This is a genomic window from Clostridium sp. LIBA-8841 (assembly GCF_034439435.1).
Taxonomy (GTDB): domain Bacteria; phylum Bacillota; class Clostridia; order Clostridiales; family Clostridiaceae; genus Sarcina.
Window position 1 is genome coordinate 46,243 of record NZ_JAPCKJ010000004.1, and the last position, 19,785, is coordinate 66,027.

Annotated in this window: 10 protein-coding genes; 2 read left to right on the forward strand and 8 right to left on the reverse strand. The window is 29.6% G+C overall.

Annotated features, from left to right (window positions below; genetic code table 11):
- Positions 1–238 precede the first annotated feature (238 nt).
- The 4 genes from OIF33_RS11295 to OIF33_RS11310 form a co-directional block, all read right to left on the reverse strand.
- Positions 239–1,792 (reverse strand): glycine betaine ABC transporter substrate-binding protein, encoded by a 1,554-nt coding sequence (locus tag OIF33_RS11295; RefSeq protein ID WP_322504362.1) that lies wholly within the window; start codon positions 1,790–1,792, stop codon positions 239–241.
- On the reverse strand, positions 1,785–2,921 hold the full coding sequence (locus OIF33_RS11300) for an ABC transporter ATP-binding protein (protein WP_322504363.1): 1,137 nt from the start codon (positions 2,919–2,921) through the stop codon (positions 1,785–1,787). Before OIF33_RS11300 ends, OIF33_RS11295 begins: the two co-directional genes overlap by 8 nt.
- Before the next feature lie 1,126 nt (positions 2,922–4,047).
- Positions 4,048–5,679, reverse strand: a complete 1,632-nt coding sequence (locus OIF33_RS11305) for an alpha-glucosidase (RefSeq protein WP_322504364.1) — start codon at positions 5,677–5,679, stop codon at positions 4,048–4,050.
- Positions 5,680–5,878: 199 nt separating this feature from the next.
- Positions 5,879–6,535, reverse strand: a complete 657-nt coding sequence (locus OIF33_RS11310; RefSeq protein WP_322504365.1) for an FMN-dependent NADH-azoreductase — start codon at positions 6,533–6,535, stop codon at positions 5,879–5,881.
- 342 nt (positions 6,536–6,877) lie between these two features.
- Between OIF33_RS11310 and OIF33_RS11315 the strand changes: the two genes are divergently transcribed.
- Positions 6,878–9,529, forward strand: a complete 2,652-nt coding sequence (locus OIF33_RS11315; RefSeq protein WP_322504366.1) for a heavy metal translocating P-type ATPase — start codon at positions 6,878–6,880, stop codon at positions 9,527–9,529.
- Positions 9,530–9,648: 119 nt separating this feature from the next.
- Here OIF33_RS11315 and OIF33_RS11320 read toward each other — a convergent pair whose 3' ends face one another.
- The 4 genes from OIF33_RS11320 to OIF33_RS11335 form a co-directional block, all read right to left on the reverse strand.
- On the reverse strand, positions 9,649–10,290 hold the full coding sequence (locus OIF33_RS11320; protein ID WP_322504367.1) for a TasA family protein: 642 nt from the start codon (positions 10,288–10,290) through the stop codon (positions 9,649–9,651).
- A gap of 142 nt (positions 10,291–10,432) precedes the next feature.
- Entirely contained in the window at positions 10,433–11,251 is an 819-nt protein-coding gene (locus OIF33_RS11325; RefSeq protein ID WP_416173358.1) for a cohesin domain-containing protein, read from the reverse strand.
- Between the two features lie 630 nt (positions 11,252–11,881).
- Entirely contained in the window at positions 11,882–15,403 is a 3,522-nt protein-coding gene (locus tag OIF33_RS11330) for a sialidase domain-containing protein (RefSeq protein WP_322504368.1), read from the reverse strand.
- A 342-nt stretch (positions 15,404–15,745) separates the two neighbouring features.
- Positions 15,746–19,276 (reverse strand): sialidase domain-containing protein, encoded by a 3,531-nt coding sequence (locus tag OIF33_RS11335; protein ID WP_322504369.1) that lies wholly within the window; start codon positions 19,274–19,276, stop codon positions 15,746–15,748.
- A 233-nt stretch (positions 19,277–19,509) separates the two neighbouring features.
- On the opposite strand from OIF33_RS11335, the gene OIF33_RS11340 reads away from it, so the two are divergent.
- On the forward strand, positions 19,510–19,773 hold the full coding sequence (locus tag OIF33_RS11340; protein ID WP_322504370.1) for a DUF1294 domain-containing protein: 264 nt from the start codon (positions 19,510–19,512) through the stop codon (positions 19,771–19,773).
- The last annotated feature ends 12 nt before the right edge of the window (positions 19,774–19,785 follow it).

Sequence of the window (19,785 nt, forward strand, 5' to 3'; positions counted from 1 at the left end):
GTTTCTAAATTTTTGTTTCAAATAAATATTTTAATTGATTTTAAAATACTACTAACTAAACGGCCTTTATATAATTCTCCTCAAGTTAGGTCTGAGGTGCTAACTAAAAATCAACATTCACCTAAGGCATAACTAAATTAAAAGGTATTTATTACAAAACTATACTAATTATAAATTAGATAAATAAAAAAGCATATTAAGATTATATAATCTTAATATGCTTTTTATAATTTTTATTTTATTCTTTTATTAAACCTTCTTGAATTAAGAAAGTTTTAGCAACCTCTTCTGGTGACTTTCCTAAAACATCTACCTGATAGTTTAAATCAATCATAGTCTGTTCATCTATTTTTCCATTTAAAGAATTCAATACATCCTTTAACTCTGGATATTTTTCTAAAGTTTTATTATTAACTATAGGTACAGCACTATAGTTAACAAAGAAATTCTTATCATCCTCTAAAGTTTTTAAGTCAAACTTTTTAAGAAGTCCATCTGTAGAGAAAGCATCGATAACCTGTGACTCTCCACTTGTTAAAGCTGAATATCTAAGACTTCCATCTAAAGATTTAACATTTTTAAAATTCATTCCATAATGCTTTTGTAATCCAACTAAACCATCTTCTCTATTTTGGAACTCCATAGTTGGTGATAGTATTAAATCACTACTATGCTTAGCTAAATCTGATATGGTATTTATTCCATACTTATCAGATAACTCTTTTGATATAGCCAAATTATAGGTATTGTTAAATCCTACTGGATCTAATAATGTTAATCCATGTTCACTATCCATGTTTTTCTTTATATCTTCATAATAATCTACACTATTATCAATATTTTTTTCTTTCATAACATTGACAAGTAATGTACCAGTATAGTCAACATACATATCTATGTCCCCTTTTTCAAGAGCTCCAAAAGCAACAGATGTTCCCCCTAGATTTAACTTTCTTTCTACCTCTAAATCTGTCTTATCCTCAACTAAATCTGCATACATATTTCCTAAAATAAGCTGCTCTGTAAAGTTTTTTGAACCAATAACTATTTTATTTTTCTTACTTGATAAGAATGAAGAAACTCCCATAAACAAAATAGCTATTGCCATTATCACTCCTATGATTTTAAGAACAAAGGTATTTTTCTTTTTATCCTGATTATTTAATCCTTTTGGTGTAACAGCTACCTCTATTTTTCCAAAAATAAAATCAACTATTAAAGCTAAAATACAAGCTGGTATAGCTCCTGCTAAAATCATATTATTATTTACTGTTTGAACTCCTGAGAATACTAAGTATCCAAGTCCACCAGCACCAATGAAGGCCGCTAAAGTCATAAGACCTACAGCAGTAACTGCTGATATTCTTATACCAGACATTATTATTGGTAATGCTAATGGTAATTGTATCTTAAATAAGCTCTGATTCTTAGTAAGTCCAATTCCTTTAGCTGATTCTAATACCACAGGATCTATACTTGCAATTCCCGTGTAAGTATTTTTAACAATTGGAAGTAATGAATAAACTACTACCATAAAAATCGCTGGTGTACTTCCTATTCCTAGTATTGGAATAAGTAATCCTAATAAAGCCATTGAAGGAACGGCTTGTACTAAATTAACAAATCCAATAATCGGCTTTCTTAAAAACTTAACCCTAGAAACAATAATCCCTAAAGGTATTCCTATAACTATAGCTATTCCTATAGCTGCAAGTGTTAAATATATATGTTGAACTAATAAATCTAATATCTGAGTTTTTTGTGAAACTATATATTGTAATAAATTATTCAAATATATTCACCTCCATATCCAAGAACTGATCACTTAATATTGAAAGTAAACTACTTCTTGTTATAAGTCCTACCAGTTTCTCCTCTGCATTAACAACTGGTATGAACCCTACTGAATTTTCATTCATTATAGTTAAAATATCCACTAAACTATCCTCTTCATTAACTCTAAGTGGATTTTCACTCATAATTTCTGAAAGTGCTCTAGATTTTTCATTTGTAGTCTTTATATCCTTAAAGGTAACAATACCCTTAAGGATATTTTCTTTATCTACAATTAATAAACTATCTACCTTATTACTTCTCATTATTTCAATTCCTTGTAATATGGTTCTTGCACCTTTAACAGAAACAGGATTTTTTATCATTATATCCCTAGCTTTTATAAAATCTGGGTTATTCCAAACTCTATCTGATCCTATGAAATCTCTAACAAAATCATTTGCTGGATTTCTAAGAATATTTTCTGGAGTGTCATATTGAGCTATTCTTCCTCCATTCATTATGCATATCTTATCAGCTATCTTTAAAGCTTCATCCATATCATGAGTAACGAAAATAATTGTTTTCTTTAATTCCTCTTGAATTGTAAAAAGCTCTTCTTGAAGTGAAGTACGAGTTATTGGATCTAAAGCACTAAATGGCTCGTCCATTAAAATTATCTCTGCATCTGTTGCAAAGGCTCTGGCAAATCCTACCCTCTGTTGCTGTCCTCCACTAAGTTCTGATGGATATTTGTTTAAATAAATTTCTGGATCTAATCCAACCATATTCAAAAGATCTATAGTTGTCTGTTCTATTTTCTCAATTTCCTTATCCTTCTTAAGTCTTGGAATAAGTTCTATATTTTCCTTAATAGTTAGATGTGGAAATAAACCATTATTCTGAATTACATATCCAACTTTTCTTCTTAACTCAATTGGATCTTCTTTAGACAAAGGTTTTCCATTTATAAATATTTCACCTGAAGTAGGTGTTATTAACTTATTAATAAGCTTTAAAGTAGTGGTCTTACCACATCCACTAGAACCTATTAAAACAACTAAACTTCCTTTATCAATAGTTAGAGAAATATTATCTAGTATCTTTCTATCCCCAATTTGTTTAGATACATTTCTTACTTCTATCATTAAAAAACCCCCTTTTCTACTGCCAACTTTTATTTTTATATCAAGTTGCCAGTTCATTGTAACATGATATAAAGTTAAATGCAAATCTCAATACATCTAACCTTAAACTTGTTATCTAAAATTTACTACACACTGAATGTCATCTTCTTTCACATTAATAGTTATATTTCCTCATTTAAAAACTATTAAATATATAATTTAAATAATAAAAAAACACTATTATATAAAACAGTGCTCTACATAATAAAACTATTTATTTTTAACATCTTTTAAAATCTTCTTCACATCTTTACTTGTTTTTCTTTTATTTTTTTTATTTTTACTAAATTCATTACAAATTTTATATATTAACAAATTAATCCTCCTTTAAATATCTAATTTATTATTTTTATAAATCATATTTCTTTATTTTATTTATTGTTTATTTCAGGCCTAAATTTAAGCATTAAAAATCATCTAGTTTCTCTCTTGAGTTAACAACTAGCATGAATATATTCTATTTTTATCAATCAAAACTAAACTAATCAAATATTATTATAAATAATCTCTAACTAGCACTTTATTATTTTAATAAATGGTCTATAAATGTTCACTAAATAATCCTATATAATTAGAACTATCCTAAATTAATACTATATTTTAAAATCATTTACTGGATTTATAAGAATATTTTAGGTGTTATATTATTTTCATACCATTTATCATGTTTTTATAACTTTTATTAAAACATTAGTATAAAATAATATCTATAACCTATTGAAGTGAAAAATCTTCTCTTTTGAAGTGAATTACAATTTACCGACTTGTAATTTAATTTGTATATTTTCTCTCTCTTCTATACCTTTTTAAACCTGAGAACAAACTCTAAACTTTATTTAATTATTAAATATAAATTTTTTATATTTTCCAATCAGCTTTTTAAACCCACAAGCTGAATTCATATTATAACATATAACACAAACAATTGCAAACATCCATTCTCTTTTCTTATATAACATTATATTTCAATCCATCATTTATCCTAAACTAAACCTAAAAAGCTTAGTAATTATACCTTTAATCTTAAAATAAAAGCCTGTATTTAAAATTCACTCTAAATACAGACCTACTTATTTTATATACTAATCTATTTAACTTTGTACATTATAGATTCATAAGGTCTTAAACTTAATCTTCCTAAGTCCATCCCTGAATCATTGTAATTACTTAGTAAAATCTCTGGATCTTTTTCTAACTCTTCTTCTAAAGAAAACTCTGCTGGATTTTCTTTAAAATTACATACAACTAGTATTTTTTCTCCATTTAGTTCCCTTGTGTAAGCAAATACATTTTCATCCTCAGGATTTAATAATTCATAATCACCATAAATTATGGTTTCACTATTTTTTCTTATGTCAATAAGCTTCTTATAGTGATAGAAAATTGAATCTTTATTTTCTAATGCTTCTTTGGCATTTATAGTTTTATAGTTTGAGTTTACTCCAATCCAAGGTTCTACAGTTGAAAAACCACCAAATTCTGAATCATCCCATTGCATTGGTGTACGAGCATTATCTCTTCCTTTAGCATAAATAGATTCCATAATATCTTCATGTTTATATCCTTGAGCTATTCTTTCTTTATACATATTATGAATTTCTATATCATCATACATGTCTATAGATTCAAACCTTATATTAGTCATACCAAGCTCTTCACCTTGATATATATAAGGAGTTCCTTTCATTCCATGGAGAAGTGTTGCAAGCATTTTTGCACTTTCAACTCTATATTCTTTATCATTTCCCCATCTTGAAACTATTCTTGGTAAGTCATGGTTATTCCAGAATAAGCTGTTCCATCCATCTCCATCTAGCTCAGTTTGCCACTTAGATAAAACTCTCTTTAAATCTCTTAAATCTAGAGGTTTTAAATCCCACTTTCTCTTTCCAGGAATTTTATCTAAACTTATATGTTCAAATTGAAATACCATGCTTAATTCATTTCTCTTAGGATTTGAATAAAGCTTAGCAACCTCTGGAGTTGCTCCCCAAGTTTCCCCAACTGTTAACAAATCATGTTTCCCAAAAGATTTTTCATTCATTTCTCTTAAATATTCATGAAGTTTTGGGCCATTTTCCTTTATCATTTCATCTGGAACCTTTCCGATGAGATCAATTACATCCATTCTGAATCCACCAATTCCTTTTTCTATCCAGAAATTGATTAAATCCCAAACCTCTTTACGCACTTTTTCATTTTCCCAGTTTAAATCTGGTTGTTTCTTACTAAATAAGTGTAAATAATATTGTCCTGATGCTTCATCATATTCCCAAGCACTTCCCCCAAAGGTTGAACCTAATTCATTTGGTTCCTTACCATTAACTGGATCTCGCCAAACATAATAATCTCTATACTCATTATCCTTTGACTTTTTAGCCTCAATAAACCATTTATGCTCATCAGATGTATGGTTTACTACTAAATCCATAAGAATTTTTATTCCTCTTTCTTTAGCCCCCTTAAGAAGGTTGTCCATATCTTCCATAGTACCAAACTCATCCATTATGTCACAATAATCACTTATATCATATCCATTGTCATCATTAGGTGATTTATATACCGGACTTAACCAAATAACATCAATTCCTAACTCTTTTAAATAATCAAGCTTTTCTCTTATTCCATTTATATCACCAATTCCGTCATTATTACTATCATTAAAGCTTCTAGGATATATTTGATATACCACTGAGCTATGCCACCATTTTTTCTCCATTCTCTTCTCCTCCTATGCAACTCCAAACTTGTACGTATATGTTATCTCCATAATATAATGTAAAGGTTTTTCTGTCAACAAGTAATTTATGAAACAATTTATAAATCTCATTTCTATATCTAAGCCTTTTATTAAATAAATTAGGCTATGCTTTGATTTACTTCTTTAAAACATAGCCAAATACTTTTAAATTATATGATTAACCTTTGTTACTAAAATATATACTCTTTACTACATCATCGATCTTTTCAACAGCTTTATCTTCAGCCTTAAACTTTTGTTCTATACTAGAGCCTGTGCCGTCAACTAAAAGCTGATGAAATTTCTTTATCCCCAAGAATTTCATTATATCTTCAACATAGTTTAGTCCTATATTTAATCCACCCTTAGCAAACCAAGGTATCTCTCCACCTGAAGATTGTATATAAACCATTTCTCTCTGCTTATCATCTAATAATCCTTTTACTTCATCTTGAGAAATTTTTATTGTTATCTTATTTTGCACAATACAATCTATGTACTCTTTTAAAGGTGCTGGGAAAGATAATGTCCATAATGGTGCTGCAATTACATATAAATCTGCACTCTTAAATTGTTCGCTTAATTCAATTATTCTCTTAACTTCTTTTTTAGTTTGTTCATCTAAATCAGGTTTTTCACCATCAACTACACAACTTCTTCCTGAAAAATGTTTATCCTCTAATCTAGGTATAAAGTCTTTATATAAATCTACTTCTTCAACCTCGAATTCAGGATTTAGTTCTAAAAACCTACTTACAAAAGCTCTTCCAATTGTTTTGCTTGATGAAAACTTTTCTGGTTTTGAATTCACTGTAATATAAAGTAACTTTTTCATATGCTCACCTCATTTAATTTTCTAAAGTAACTTCTTATCTTATCTTGTGATTTTTCTTACTTTTTATTAGTATCTATATCAAAAAAATTTAGTCTTTGCTCTTTAAATAATTTTTTATATCTTAGATAAACTAAAAATATAGTTCCTAAAAAACTCGATTAAATTCTTCTAAAATTTAATTGATAAAAATTATTACTTCATTGTTGACAAAAAAAAATTCAAGGAGTATATTAGTATTATACCCCACCCCCTGGGGGTGGTTAATTTAATTAAAGGAGGCAAACTGTTATTTCTTCTTATTAATGTTAAATTTATAGAAGAAATTTAACAGCTAATTATTTTATGATAAATAAATCATTAAAAATAAAAGGCATGAGTTGTGCCGCTTGTGCTGCTAGAATCGAAAAAGTTCTAGGAAAAGTCAATGGCATATCAAAAGCTAATGTTAATTTTGCAACAGAAAAATTAAACTTAGAATTTGATGAAAACCTAATAACATTTAAAGAAATAGAAGAAAAAATCAATAAACTTGGTTTTTCAATAGTTCAAAATACTAAAAAAGAAACTTTTAAGGTATCAGGTATGCATTGCGCTTCATGTGCAGCAAAAATTGAGAAAACATTAAATAAACTACCTGGAATTTCTAATGCATCAGTTAATTTAGCTAGTGAAAATCTTCAATTAGAATACAACAAAGATGAAGTTTCAATAAATGAAATTAAAGATAAAGTAAAAAAATTAGGCTTTGAATTAAAAGGCAATAATCAATCAGCTTCATTTAAAGTTGAAGGTATGACCTGCTCTGCCTGTGCAGCTAGAATTGAAAAAGTAACAAGTAAAATGGATGGTGTAGAAAAATCAAATGTCAACTTTGCAAACTCTACCCTAAACATAAACTTTGATAAAGACAAAGTTTCTATAAACGACATAAAAGCTAAGGTCGAAAAACTAGGATATAAACTTTTAGATGCTTCACAAGAAGATGAACATCAAAAAACTAAGGAAAAAGAAACTAAAAAAATGAAAAATAGACTTATATGGTCAGCAGTGTTTACTATTCCACTATTTATAATTTCAATGGGACATATGTTTGGTCTTCACTTACCTCATATAATAGATCCAATGTATAACCCATTAAATTTCGCACTTATTCAGTTTGTTCTTACAACTATAGTTATATTCATATGTAGAGATTTCTTCATTCATGGATTTAAAAACTTATTTATGAGAAGTCCAAACATGGATTCCTTAATTGCTATAGGTGCTGGTGCCGCATATGCTTATGGAATATTTGCTATATACCATATCTATATGGGAGATAGTAATTATGCAATGCAATTATATTTTGAATCAGCAGGAACAATACTTACTTTAATAAGCTTAGGTAAATATTTAGAAACTTTAACTAAAGGAAAAACATCTGAAGCAATTAAAAAATTAATGGGATTAGCTCCTAAAACTGCTACTATTCTTGTTGATGGAAAAGAAAAAGTTGTTTCTATTGATGATGTTCAAGTTGGTGACTTAATTCTTGTTAAACCTGGTGAAAAACTTCCTGTAGATGGTGAGGTTGTTGAAGGATATACATCAATTGATGAAAGTATGCTAACTGGTGAAAGTATTCCAGCAGAAAAAAATGTTGGAGACACTGTGTTTGGTGCTAGTATCAATAAAAACGGAAGAATTGTTTATAAAGCTACAAAAGTAGGTAAAGATACTGTAATCTCTCAAATAGTTAAGTTAGTTGAAGATGCTCAAGGTTCTAAAGCTCCTATTGCTAAATTAGCTGATACAATTTCAGGTTATTTTGTGCCTGTAGTAATTACCTTAGCTGTTATTTCAAGTTTAGCTTGGTATTTCTCTGGTGAAAGTAAAATCTTCGCTCTTACAATATTTATATCTGTCTTAGTAATAGCTTGTCCATGTGCTTTAGGATTGGCTACTCCAACAGCTATTATGGTTGGTACAGGTAAAGGAGCTGAAAATGGAATTCTTATTAAGAGTGGTGAAGCTTTAGAAACTACTCAAAACTTAAATACTGTAGTATTTGATAAAACAGGAACAATAACTCAGGGAAAACCTAAGGTTACAGATATTATATGTGAAGATTTTTCAAAAGAAGAACTTCTTATAATAGCTGCCTCAGCTGAAAAAGGTTCTGAACACCCTCTTGGGGAAGCTATCGTTAAAGATGCTGAAGAAAAACATCTTACTTTAAAAACTGTTTCAAACTTTGAAGCAATACCAGGTAAGGGAATTGAATGCTCTATTGATGATAATTTAGTTTTACTAGGTAATCAAAAGCTTATGAATGAAAAAAATATAGCTCTTGGAAGTCTATTAAAAATTTCTGAAGAATTAGCTTCAAAAGGTAAAACTCCAATGTTCATTGCCCTAAATGGAAAGATAGCTGGAATAATTGCCGTTGCTGATACAGTAAAGGAAACAAGTAAAAAAGCTATAGAAACTCTTCAAAAAATGGGACTTGAAGTTGTTATGTTAACAGGAGATAACTTGAAAACTGCTAAGGCTATTGCAAAAGAAGTTGGTGTAGATAGAGTTATAGCAGAGGTTCTTCCTCAAGAAAAAGCTGAAAAAGTTAAAGAACTTCAAAATGAAGGCAAAAAAGTTGCCATGGTTGGAGATGGTATAAACGATGCCCCTGCCCTAGCTATTGCTGACATAGGAATGGCAATAGGCTCTGGAACAGATATAGCAATGGAATCTGCTGACATAGTTCTAATGAAAGGTGATATTCTACATGTTGTTGGAGCTATTCAATTAAGCAGACAAACAATGAAAAATATAAGAGAAAACTTATTCTGGGCATTTGGATACAATACCTTAGGTATCCCAGTAGCTATGGGAATACTTCATATATTTGGTGGTCCATTACTTAACCCAATGATAGGTGCTCTTGCTATGAGCTTTAGTTCAGTATCTGTATTACTAAACGCTTTAAGATTAAAAAGATTTAAACCAAATTATAAATAATATTTTTAAAATATTATTTATTTTAAAAATCTAATTATAAACTTTAAAATCCCTTAAACCTTAATCACAATAAAAAAACAGAGTCAAAAGACTCTGTTTTTTTTTATTTTAATTTATTATTATTTATTAACTTGTTGAGCATCTACAACTAATAATGGAATTTTGTTTCCATCAGCATCTTTTATGTTATTTAAGTTTATAACTTCTTTATAAACATTTCCTAAAGCATTAAACTCATTACCCATAGCTTCTGGATCTACTTCTAAGTTAACAACAACTTTCTTAGCATCAGTATATCCACCGATTTCATTTTCAACAGCAGTTTCAACTGAATCTAATTCAAATGTTACTTTTCCATCATTTTCTAATGCTAGTGGTGATAACTCAGTTGAGAAGCTTACATTAAATACATCATCAAAAGTTATTCCATCTTTTAATTCAAGGTTTAATAACTCTGGATTTATTTCAACTGTTACATTTTGCTTTAAAGTTCCAACGTTTTGAACTAAGAAATCTCTTGCAAAAGTATCTCCTGGTCTAACATTTTTAAATGAATTTCTATTATCTTTGTTTAATATTTCTGAAGTTTCATCTTCAACTGTCCATCCTCTTTCAGAATCAATAACTTTAACATCTAATGTACCCATAGTAAGTTTTATGTCTCCATTTACTTTAGCTTGATCTGTGAACCAAGCGTATGATCCAACTGCTCCTACCATTAATGTACCTGCTAATAACATTCCAATTACTTTTTTCTTCATAAAAATTCTCCCCCAAACATTTCATTTTTATATACATAATATATATACTTAATTTAATCGACTACATAAATATTTATATTCACTACCATCACATAATATTACTATTTTTCTATTTATTTACATCAAGTTATAAATTTATTCATTATCTAGCTGTTCTAATATTTTTAGATTCTTCAGTTGATAACTCTCCATTAGAATATTTAGCAGCTATTTTAAAGTTATAAATAGTATTTCTATTTAATTTTGATGCTACGAACTCAGTAGTATCAGCTGGAAGTTCCTTTATTTTCTTTCCATCTTTATAGATTACATATCCTTCTAATCCTTCTATAGTTTCTGGTGCATCCCATATCAACTTAACATCCTTTTTATTTATATCTGTAATATCGAAGTTTCTAACTGGATTTACAACTATAACTCCTGAACCCTGTTCCTTAACCGTAACTTCTTTATTAACAAGTTCTAATTCATGGGTACTTCCATCCCCAGTTCCAATTAAAGCAGTTGTTATTTCTAATACCTCAACTTCTGAAGAAACCTTTGGAGTTAAATTAACCTTAACTAAATTTGATGTTTTTTCTATTTCATTTCCTAAAGAAGCCACTAATATTCTAACCTTGCCAGGCTCAACCTCTTTACTATTAACAAATAAAGTATCACTAGCTAAAGTCACTTCATTTAAAGTAAATATTTCTGGATTATATTCAAACATATATTCTGCTGAATATGCATCCTTATCCTCTGCTAAATCTTCTACTCCTAAAGAAACATCAAAAGCAGTTCCCACCTCAACTTCACTAGATACGCCTAAAGATGAATTACCTATAGTTATTTTAACCTCTTCACTTTGCATTATTACATCATTATCACTTGAAGCTGGATTTGCCTTTACTAAGTACCCTCCAGTACTAGAAATAACTAAACCAGCTACAAGTGCTGCTATTATTTTTTTACTTTTCATCAACTCTCCCCCTAAATTTAATAATTAACCTCATTATTATGTATACGTTTCAAAGACTATTAATATGACTAAAAATATGTAAAATATACTCTTTAATTCATAAAAAAATACTTTTCACCCTTTTTTTTCAACATTTTAAGATACTTTAATTCTAAAAATTATAAAATCTCTTTATTATCTTCATTAAAATCTCTATTTTAAACTAGTGTTGATTTTTTAAAATAAAACTGTAAGACCATCTTAATAAGCCGTTAGTATTACATTTCCTATAGCTAATAATTCTAAGATTCCAGCTTATTAAAACTGTCATCCAGAGGTTTCTACGCTCTAGATAAATTCGACTTAAATTCAGAGTTCGCATTAAGCTATCTCTGAATTAAGTCTCATTTTATCTAAGTAAGAATACTAGCCTTAAAAAGCTTTTTCTGTTTGATAGAAATCAAAAAATGGCTTTAAAAGATTTACTTAATCTCTTAAAGCCATTTATTAAATAATTTTTAGTTTAAATTCTATTTTTAATTATTGTTGATTTTCAAATAGAATTTTAAAATAACATTAACACTCTAAAGAATTAACCTGAATCAGTATTAATCTAAAACAAAGTTTTATATAATAAAACTTTGTTTTACTCTATCTTAGAGTTCTTATTGTTTTAGATTCTTTAGTAGATAATTCTCCATTAGAATATTTTGCTGCTACTTTAAAGTTATAAATAGTATGTCTACTTAATTCAGTCGCTACAAACTCTGTAACATCAGCTGAAAGTTCTTTTATTTTCTTTCCATCTTTATAGATTACATATCCTTCTAATCCCTCAATTGTTATTGGAGCTGTCCATGTTAACTTAACATCCTTTTTATTTACTTCTGGTATATCAAAGTTTTGAACAGGATTCACTATTATTTCTCCAGAAGTCTTTTCATTAACTTTAACCTCTTTATTAACAAGTTCTAATTCATGAGTACTTCCATCACCATCTCCAATTAAGGCAGTTGTTATTCCTAACACTTCAACTTCTGAAGAAGCCTTTGGAGTTAAATTAACCTTAACTAATTCTGATGTTTTTCCTATCTCATTTCCTAAAGAAGAAACTAATATTCTAACCTTACCAGGCTCAACTTCTTTACTATTAACAAATAAAGTATCACTAGCTGAGGTCACTTCATTTAAAGTAAATATTTCTGGATTATATTCAAATATATACTCTGCTGAATATGTCTCCTTATCCTCTGATAAATCCTCTACTCCTAAAGTAACATTAAAGGCTGTTCCTACTTGAACTTCACTATCTACTTCTAAAATTGAATTACCGACAGTTGTCTTAACCTCTCCAACTTGAACTGTAAGCCCAGTATTATCTAATGCATTTAAAGTTGAAATTTTATCATAAACAGTAGATAATTCCATAGCTTCATTTGCTTTAACCTTTATTTCATAGCTTCCCGGAGCAATTCCCTCTGGTATAGTTCCCTCAAATATAATTGAATCTTTGCCTTCATAATTAACCATATTTAATGAAACATCTATTCCGCCGATATCTAAAGTTAAAGTTCTATCTCCAATAATACTTGCTACTTGGTTTAAATTTGCCTTAACTGAAATTTTATCTCCAGTATTATAAACTAAATCTTCATCTAAGCTTTCAATTGATTTAACAGTAGCTGCTGGCGCATCTTCTGAGGCATTAAACTGAAGATAATTAAAATCAAACTCGGTATATGCCATTCTGCTTGCGCCTTCACCTTCATAGAATAACCCTAAATTTCCATCTGGTAACTCTGTTAAACAAGAATAAGAGAATGAACCTGGTTTAACAGTTTTATTATAAATCCAATCGAACTCATATCTTGGTTCACCATTTTCATAAGTTCCATTTTCATTTATTAAGCCAACTTTAACACTTCCATTTGTTCTTCCACTTGCATCTGGATTTGAGAATATAATTACATCTTTACCATTTATTTTTCCACTATAATTTATAACACTTAACTGACAATATGGTTCTCTTAAAGAAGTATCCTCTGGAACTTCATCATGCCATGTTGCTCCTCCATCAAAGCTAGTAGCAATCCTTGTATATGAACCTGTATTTCTCATAAATAATTTAAGTTGTCCATTTGGCATTTCAACTACTTGGCACTCTGTTAACTGAGTTCCTGAAGAAACTGTTTCAGAACTTACTGAATCTGTATCTATTGGTGACTCTCCTAACTGCCAATTCTTTCCGAAGTCATCACTATAAATCACAGCACTTGATTGGAAGTTATTTTGATTAGTATAGTATATAGGGAATACTAATCTTCCTTTATGCTCTCCATTTTTTATTTGGATACCCTTTCCTGGTGCAGTTCCAAAGAATTTCATCCACTCTTTCTTAAGTCCTGGATTTAAGTCCTCAACTTCACTCCATGTCTTACCATCATCATCACTATAAGTCATATGAATATATGCTGTTCCAATAGCCTTAAGTGGAGCATTACTTAATAAAGCATTTCCAATCTCTGTTCCATTTTGAAGAAGAGTTTTATCATTTTCCATTACATAATCAGTTGGATTACCCTCTGCATCATAAACAATACCTTCTTCTCTAACTGTGTATTCGTTATTTTGAGCATCCTTTAATATAAAATAATACTTTCCATCAATTTCTTTATATCCACTTCCGCCACCTGTATTAGGGAATCCATATCCTTCTGGGAAATGGGTAACTATAAGGAATAATCTCTCTTTTTCAACTCCATCCTCTTCAATCATAGCTGACATAAGAGAAGTATCTATAGCTGCTGATTGGCCCGGGTAATTTACTATTACTTGAGCCTCTTCCCAATCTCCATTTAACTCTTTTCTTCTTATTCCAACATCTATATTATTATGTGGAGCATCATGATCTCCATTATTTCTAACATCTATAGATGCTAAAATAGTTCCCTCCTTAGTAGTTTCTAAAGCTGGAATTCTATATCCTCTTGATCCTAAATATCCAGGATAGAATAAATCTATTGGTTCTGTCTTATAAACATCATCTGGTAATAAACTATCCTCGGCTGGTGTTTTAGTTTCTCCTGTTTTTCTTAATAAGTAATTATCACTTATAGGTTCAGCATAAATATCCATAAAATCTATATCTCCTCTAAATAAATACTCATTAGACCCATTTACTCTATCAGTTTTTCCAATAAATCCACTATTAAGGTTTATTGCATTTAAAAATTTAATATTTGGATCTGATACACTTTTAACTAGAGAACCATTTAAAAATATCTTAGCTCCTACACCGCTTTCTATTTTTAAAGCTAAAGTATTTACTCCCTTATTAAAAGTAGCATCTGTACTATGATGTATATTAAAATCTCCATTTCCTTCTTGTCTTCTAAGCTCATAACCTACTTTTCCTCCACTTACATAAAGTGAAAAATAGTTATTTGCTTTATTTCCATCACTTAAACCAATTAAACTCTGAATTGAAGTATCATCCATATTAAATCTAGTTACTATAGTTCCTTCTTCTAAAGAAGAAAATTTTTCTAAATCACTAGTTATATTTAATCTTTCTTCCTCCTTAGTTATCTTCAAGTTTCCATAGTTAGCAAGATCACTAACTTCTCCCTGAGTTTCATAAACATTTAACTCTGCTATTGAAGCAAATCCACCTACTCCTTGAAGTGCAGTTATTTTTATTTTCTCTGCATCAACAGGGCTATCAAAAGTTACAGTTTTAACTAAATTATTTTCTTCCCAGCTTCCTTCTGCAACTAAAGTTTCAACTCCATTATTTACAGAATGGATTTCATACTTAGTTATAATTCCATTACTTTGACTAGTTCTTGGTGTAACAGCTATAGAACTAACTTTTCTAGCTCCTCCTAAATCCACTGTTAAACTTTGAGGAAGTGCGTCACTGCCATTCCATTTTGTATGCCACATAGTATTTAGATTTCCATCAATAGCACTTGAAGCCGGATCTTGTCCTTCTTGAGAAGTTGCACTAGCAGTCATCTCTGATTGTGGAATAGCTGTTTCAACAACAGCTTGCCTATCTTCTATAACCACATCATTATCACTTAAAGTTGGATTTGCCTTTACTACATATCCTCCTATGTTAGAAATAACTAGACCAGCAATAAGTGCCGCTATTATTTTTCTACTTTTCATAAACTCTCCCCCTTAACATAAAAATTAACCTCATTATTATGTATACTTTTAAAAAATCATTAATATGACTAAAAGTACGTGAAGTATGATTTTAGATACATAAAAATATAATTTCTTGTCTAAAGTCTAAGTTTAAAGTACAAAATTTATATAAATTTAGATCTTAAATTAAATACCTTCTTTATAAAAATGTATAAATCTCTAAAATATAAAATGACTCTAAAAGACTTAATTCTATCTCTTAGAGCCATTTAATTAAATAATTTTTAGATTTATCTATATTTTAAACCAGTGTTGATTTTTAGTTAACTCTTATAACCTAACTTAATTTCGCAAATTATTCTATCTTAAAGTTCTTATTGTTTTAGATTCTTTAGTAGATAATTCTCCATTAGAATATTTAGCAGCTATTTTGAAGTTATAAATAGTATGTCTATTTAATTTTGATATCACAAACTCTGTAGCATCAGCTGGAAGTTCTTTTATTTTCTTTCCATCTTTATAGATTACATATCCTTCTAACCCTTCAGTTGTTATTGGAGCTGTCCATGTTAACTTAACATCCTTCTTGTTTATTTCTGGAATATCAAAATTTTGAACAGGATTCACTATTATTTCTCCAGAAGCTTTTTCATTAACTTTAACTTCTTTATTAACAAGTTCTAATTCATGAGTACTTCCATCACCAATTCCAATCAAGGCAGTTGTTACTCCTAATATCTCTGCTTCTGAAGAAGCCTTTGAAGTTAAATTAACCTTAACTAATTCTGAGGTTTTTCCTATTTCATTTCCTAAAGAAGCAACTAATATTCTAACCTTACCAGGCTCAATTTCTTTACTATCAACAAATAAATTATCCCTAGCTGAAGTTACTTCATTTAAAGTAAATATTTCTGGATTATATTCAAATATATATTCTGCTGAATATGCATCCTTATCCTCTGCTAAGTCTTCTACTCCTAAAGTAACATCGAAGTTAGTTCCTATCTGAACTTCACTCACCACTCCTAAGCTTGAATTACCAACAGTTGTCTTAACCTCTCCAATCTCTATATTTATTCCTGTATTATCTATACTTCCTAAAGATGAAACTCTATTATAAACTGTTGAAAGTTCCATAGCATCATTACCTTTAACTTTTATTTCATAGGAACCGGTACTTACTTCCTCTGGTATGATTCCTTCAAAGGTAACACTCTTATCTTCTCCATAGTTTTTCATAGTTAAAGGAACATCTACTCCATCTATATCTAATATTAATTCTCTACTTCCCATAATACTTACAACTTGATCAAAATTAACCTTAATTCCTATACTGTCACCTACCTTATATTTTAAATCTTCATCTAAGCTTTCCACAGAAGTAACCTTAGCGGGATTTGCATCCTCATTAGCATTAAATTTTATATAATCTAAATTCATTTCTGTATAAGACATATTGGTTGTTGGAGTCCCCTCATAGAACAAACCAATATTTCCATTCGGTAATTCTGTTAAACATGAATAAGCGTAATACCCTGGTTTAACAAGTTTTTTATATTTCCACTCTAAATCATATTTTGGTTCTCCATTTTCATAAGTTCCATTTTCATTTATCAAACCTATCTTAACAGTTCCATTAACTCTATTAGGATACGTAGCCTCTGGATTAGCAAATATTAAGGCATCTTTTCCATCAACCTTCTGACTATAATTCATAACACTTAACTGACAATACGGCTCTTTTAAATTAGTATCCATTTCAACTTCCTCATGCCAAGTTTCTCCACCATCGAAGCTTGTAGCTATGGCAGTATGAGCACCCCAGTTTCTCATAAATAGTTTTAACTGACCATTTGGCATCTCTACAACCTGACTCTCTGTTAACTCATAAGCAGAATTATTTATAGTTTGAGAATCTAGAGGACCTTGTCCATTAATTATTCTTCCATCATTAGGAGACTCTCCTAATTGCCAAGTAGCTCCATTATCATCACTATAAATTACTGCACTTGATTGTTTTTTATATTGATTCAAATAATAAACTGGGAACACAAGTCTTCCCTTAAGCTCTCCATTTTTTATTTGGATACCAGCTCCTGGACCAGTTCCTAAGAAACTCATCCATTCTTCTTTGAATTGGCTTGAAACTAAATTTGGCTCGCTCCAAGTCTGTCCATCATCATCACTATAAATTAGAGCCAAATATGATGTACCATAAGCTTTCAAAACACATTCTCTAGCAAATGTATTTCCTATTTTTTCTCCATTTTCATATAAATTATTATTAGCATCTACAGTATAATTTGTTGGATTACCATCCTTGTCAACAACAGTTCCTCCTGGTTTCACAAAATATTTATTGTTTGAACTATCAAAAAGCTGCATACATCTTTCTCCTTGGAAATCCTCAAAACCACTTCCAAATTCAGCTTTGAATGCACCGTATCCATTTGGGAAAGCATCTACCAGTAAAAATATTCTGCCTGTATCTTCGTCTTGCAATAAACTAGCATCTATGGTTGATGCACTGTCTGGATAATTTATTACAACTTGTCCTTCATCCCACGTTTTTCCCCCATCTATACTTCTCTTTACTGCCGTGTCTATATTATTAGGTGAATCATGTCCACCTCCAACTCTAGCATCTATACCAGCAATTACAGTTCCCTCAGTAGTTGTTATCATAGCTGGAATTCTAAAGTTATTTGATTCTAACTCTCCTGGAGCAAAAATATCTACAGGTTTACTTTTATAAACGTTTTCTGGCAAAATATCATTCTCCCTTGCTAAAGTTTCTCCTGTTTTATCTAATAGATATTTATCAGATACTGGTGCTGAATATATTTCCATAAAATCTATATCTCCATTAAACTGATATTCATTTCCACTAGCTCTGTCAGTTTTTCCTATCATACCTTTATTAAGATTTATTGCTGATAAAAATTGAATATTAGCATTTCCTTCTGTTTTAACTAAACTTCCATTTAAATATATTTTAGCCCCAACACCTTTTTCAACTTTTAAAGCTAATGTATTTATTCCTTCATTAAATGCAACATCTGCATAAACATGAGATAAATTAGTTGTTCCATTACCATCTTGTCTTCTTAATTCATATCCCACTCTTCCCTCATTAACATATAATGAAAAATAGTTATTGTCTTTTGAATTATCACTTAACCCTATTAGACTCTCTACATTACCGACTGGTTTATTTTTAAATCTTACTAATATTGTTCCTTCTTCTAAACTTTCAAGTTTACTTAAGTCCTCTGTTATGTCAACCACACTATTATTGTCTGCTATACTTTTATTCCCATAGTTAACTATAGAATCAACCTCTTCTCCACTTTCATAAACATTAACTTCTGATATTGAAGCAAAACCTCCTACCCCTTGAAGAGCAGTAATTTTTATTTTTTCAGCCTGAACTAGTGAACTTAAATTAACAATCTTAGTTGAATTATTTTGTTCCCAATTTCCTTCTGAAATTAATGTTTCAACACCATTATTAATAGCATAAATTTCATACTTTGTTATTATTCCATTCTCTCCACTAACTCTTGGAGATACAGATATGCTAGTTATATTTCTAGACTTTCCTAAGTCAATATTTAAACTCTGAGGCAACTTGTCACTTTCATTCCATTTTGTGTGCCACATAGTATTTAAATTCCCATCAATAGCACTTGAAGCTGGATCTTGTCCTTCTTGTGACATAGCAGTAGCAGTCATTTCACTTTGTGGAACTGCTTGTTCAATAATTGCCTTCTTCTCTTCTAATTTAGTACCTTCCGAATAATCTAAAGGATTAGCCTTAACCATAACTCCAATACTATTTGAAATAAATAAGCCAACTACTAAAGATGCTATTATCTTTTTACTTTTCAATACTAAACACCCTCTCCTATATAATAATTATTATGTGATTATATATATTATTGTTTCATGTTGCTATTTAATGATAATCTTCAAAAAAATTTTCTGTTAATATTTTTAATAGCTTTTCCTCAAATTACCTGAAATTTATATATTTATTCATGATAATTTTCTTTTAAAATAAGTTATAATTAAACTAAAATAAGGATATTAAATACTAATGAAAAAATTAGGAGGAATGATTATTGAAGGAACTTTTAATAGCATATTTAGTTGTTATAAATTTAGTTGCAATAGTACTAATGTATATAGATAAACAAAAGGCTAAAAAACATCAATGGAGAATTAGTGAGGATACACTAATAGGTGTGGCAATATTAGGAGGAGGCATTGGAGCCTTATGGGGAATGCATGTTTTTCGTCATAAAACAAAGCATGCAAAGTTTACTATAGGAATACCTTTAATCCTCGCTGCCCAAGCTCTTTTAGTTCTTTACATTATCAGATAAATCAAAAGAGGG

What these genes read in the sequence shown, in the direction of transcription:
- OIF33_RS11300 (WP_322504363.1), bottom strand. Translation starts at nt 2,921, where the DNA reads ATGATAGAAGTAAGAAATGTATCTAAACAAATTGGGGATAGAAAGATA.
- OIF33_RS11325 (WP_416173358.1), bottom strand. Translation starts at nt 11,251, where the DNA reads ATGAAAAGTAAAAAAATAATAGCAGCACTTGTAGCTGGTTTAGTTATT.
- OIF33_RS11320 (WP_322504367.1), bottom strand. Translation starts at nt 10,290, where the DNA reads ATGAAGAAAAAAGTAATTGGAATGTTATTAGCAGGTACATTAATGGTA.
- OIF33_RS11315 (WP_322504366.1), top strand. Translation starts at nt 6,878, where the DNA reads ATGATAAATAAATCATTAAAAATAAAAGGCATGAGTTGTGCCGCTTGT.
- OIF33_RS11310 (WP_322504365.1), bottom strand. Translation starts at nt 6,535, where the DNA reads ATGAAAAAGTTACTTTATATTACAGTGAATTCAAAACCAGAAAAGTTT.
- OIF33_RS11305 (WP_322504364.1), bottom strand. Translation starts at nt 5,679, where the DNA reads ATGGAGAAAAAATGGTGGCATAGCTCAGTGGTATATCAAATATATCCT.
- OIF33_RS11330 (WP_322504368.1), bottom strand. Translation starts at nt 15,403, where the DNA reads ATGAAAAGTAGAAAAATAATAGCGGCACTTATTGCTGGTCTAGTTATT.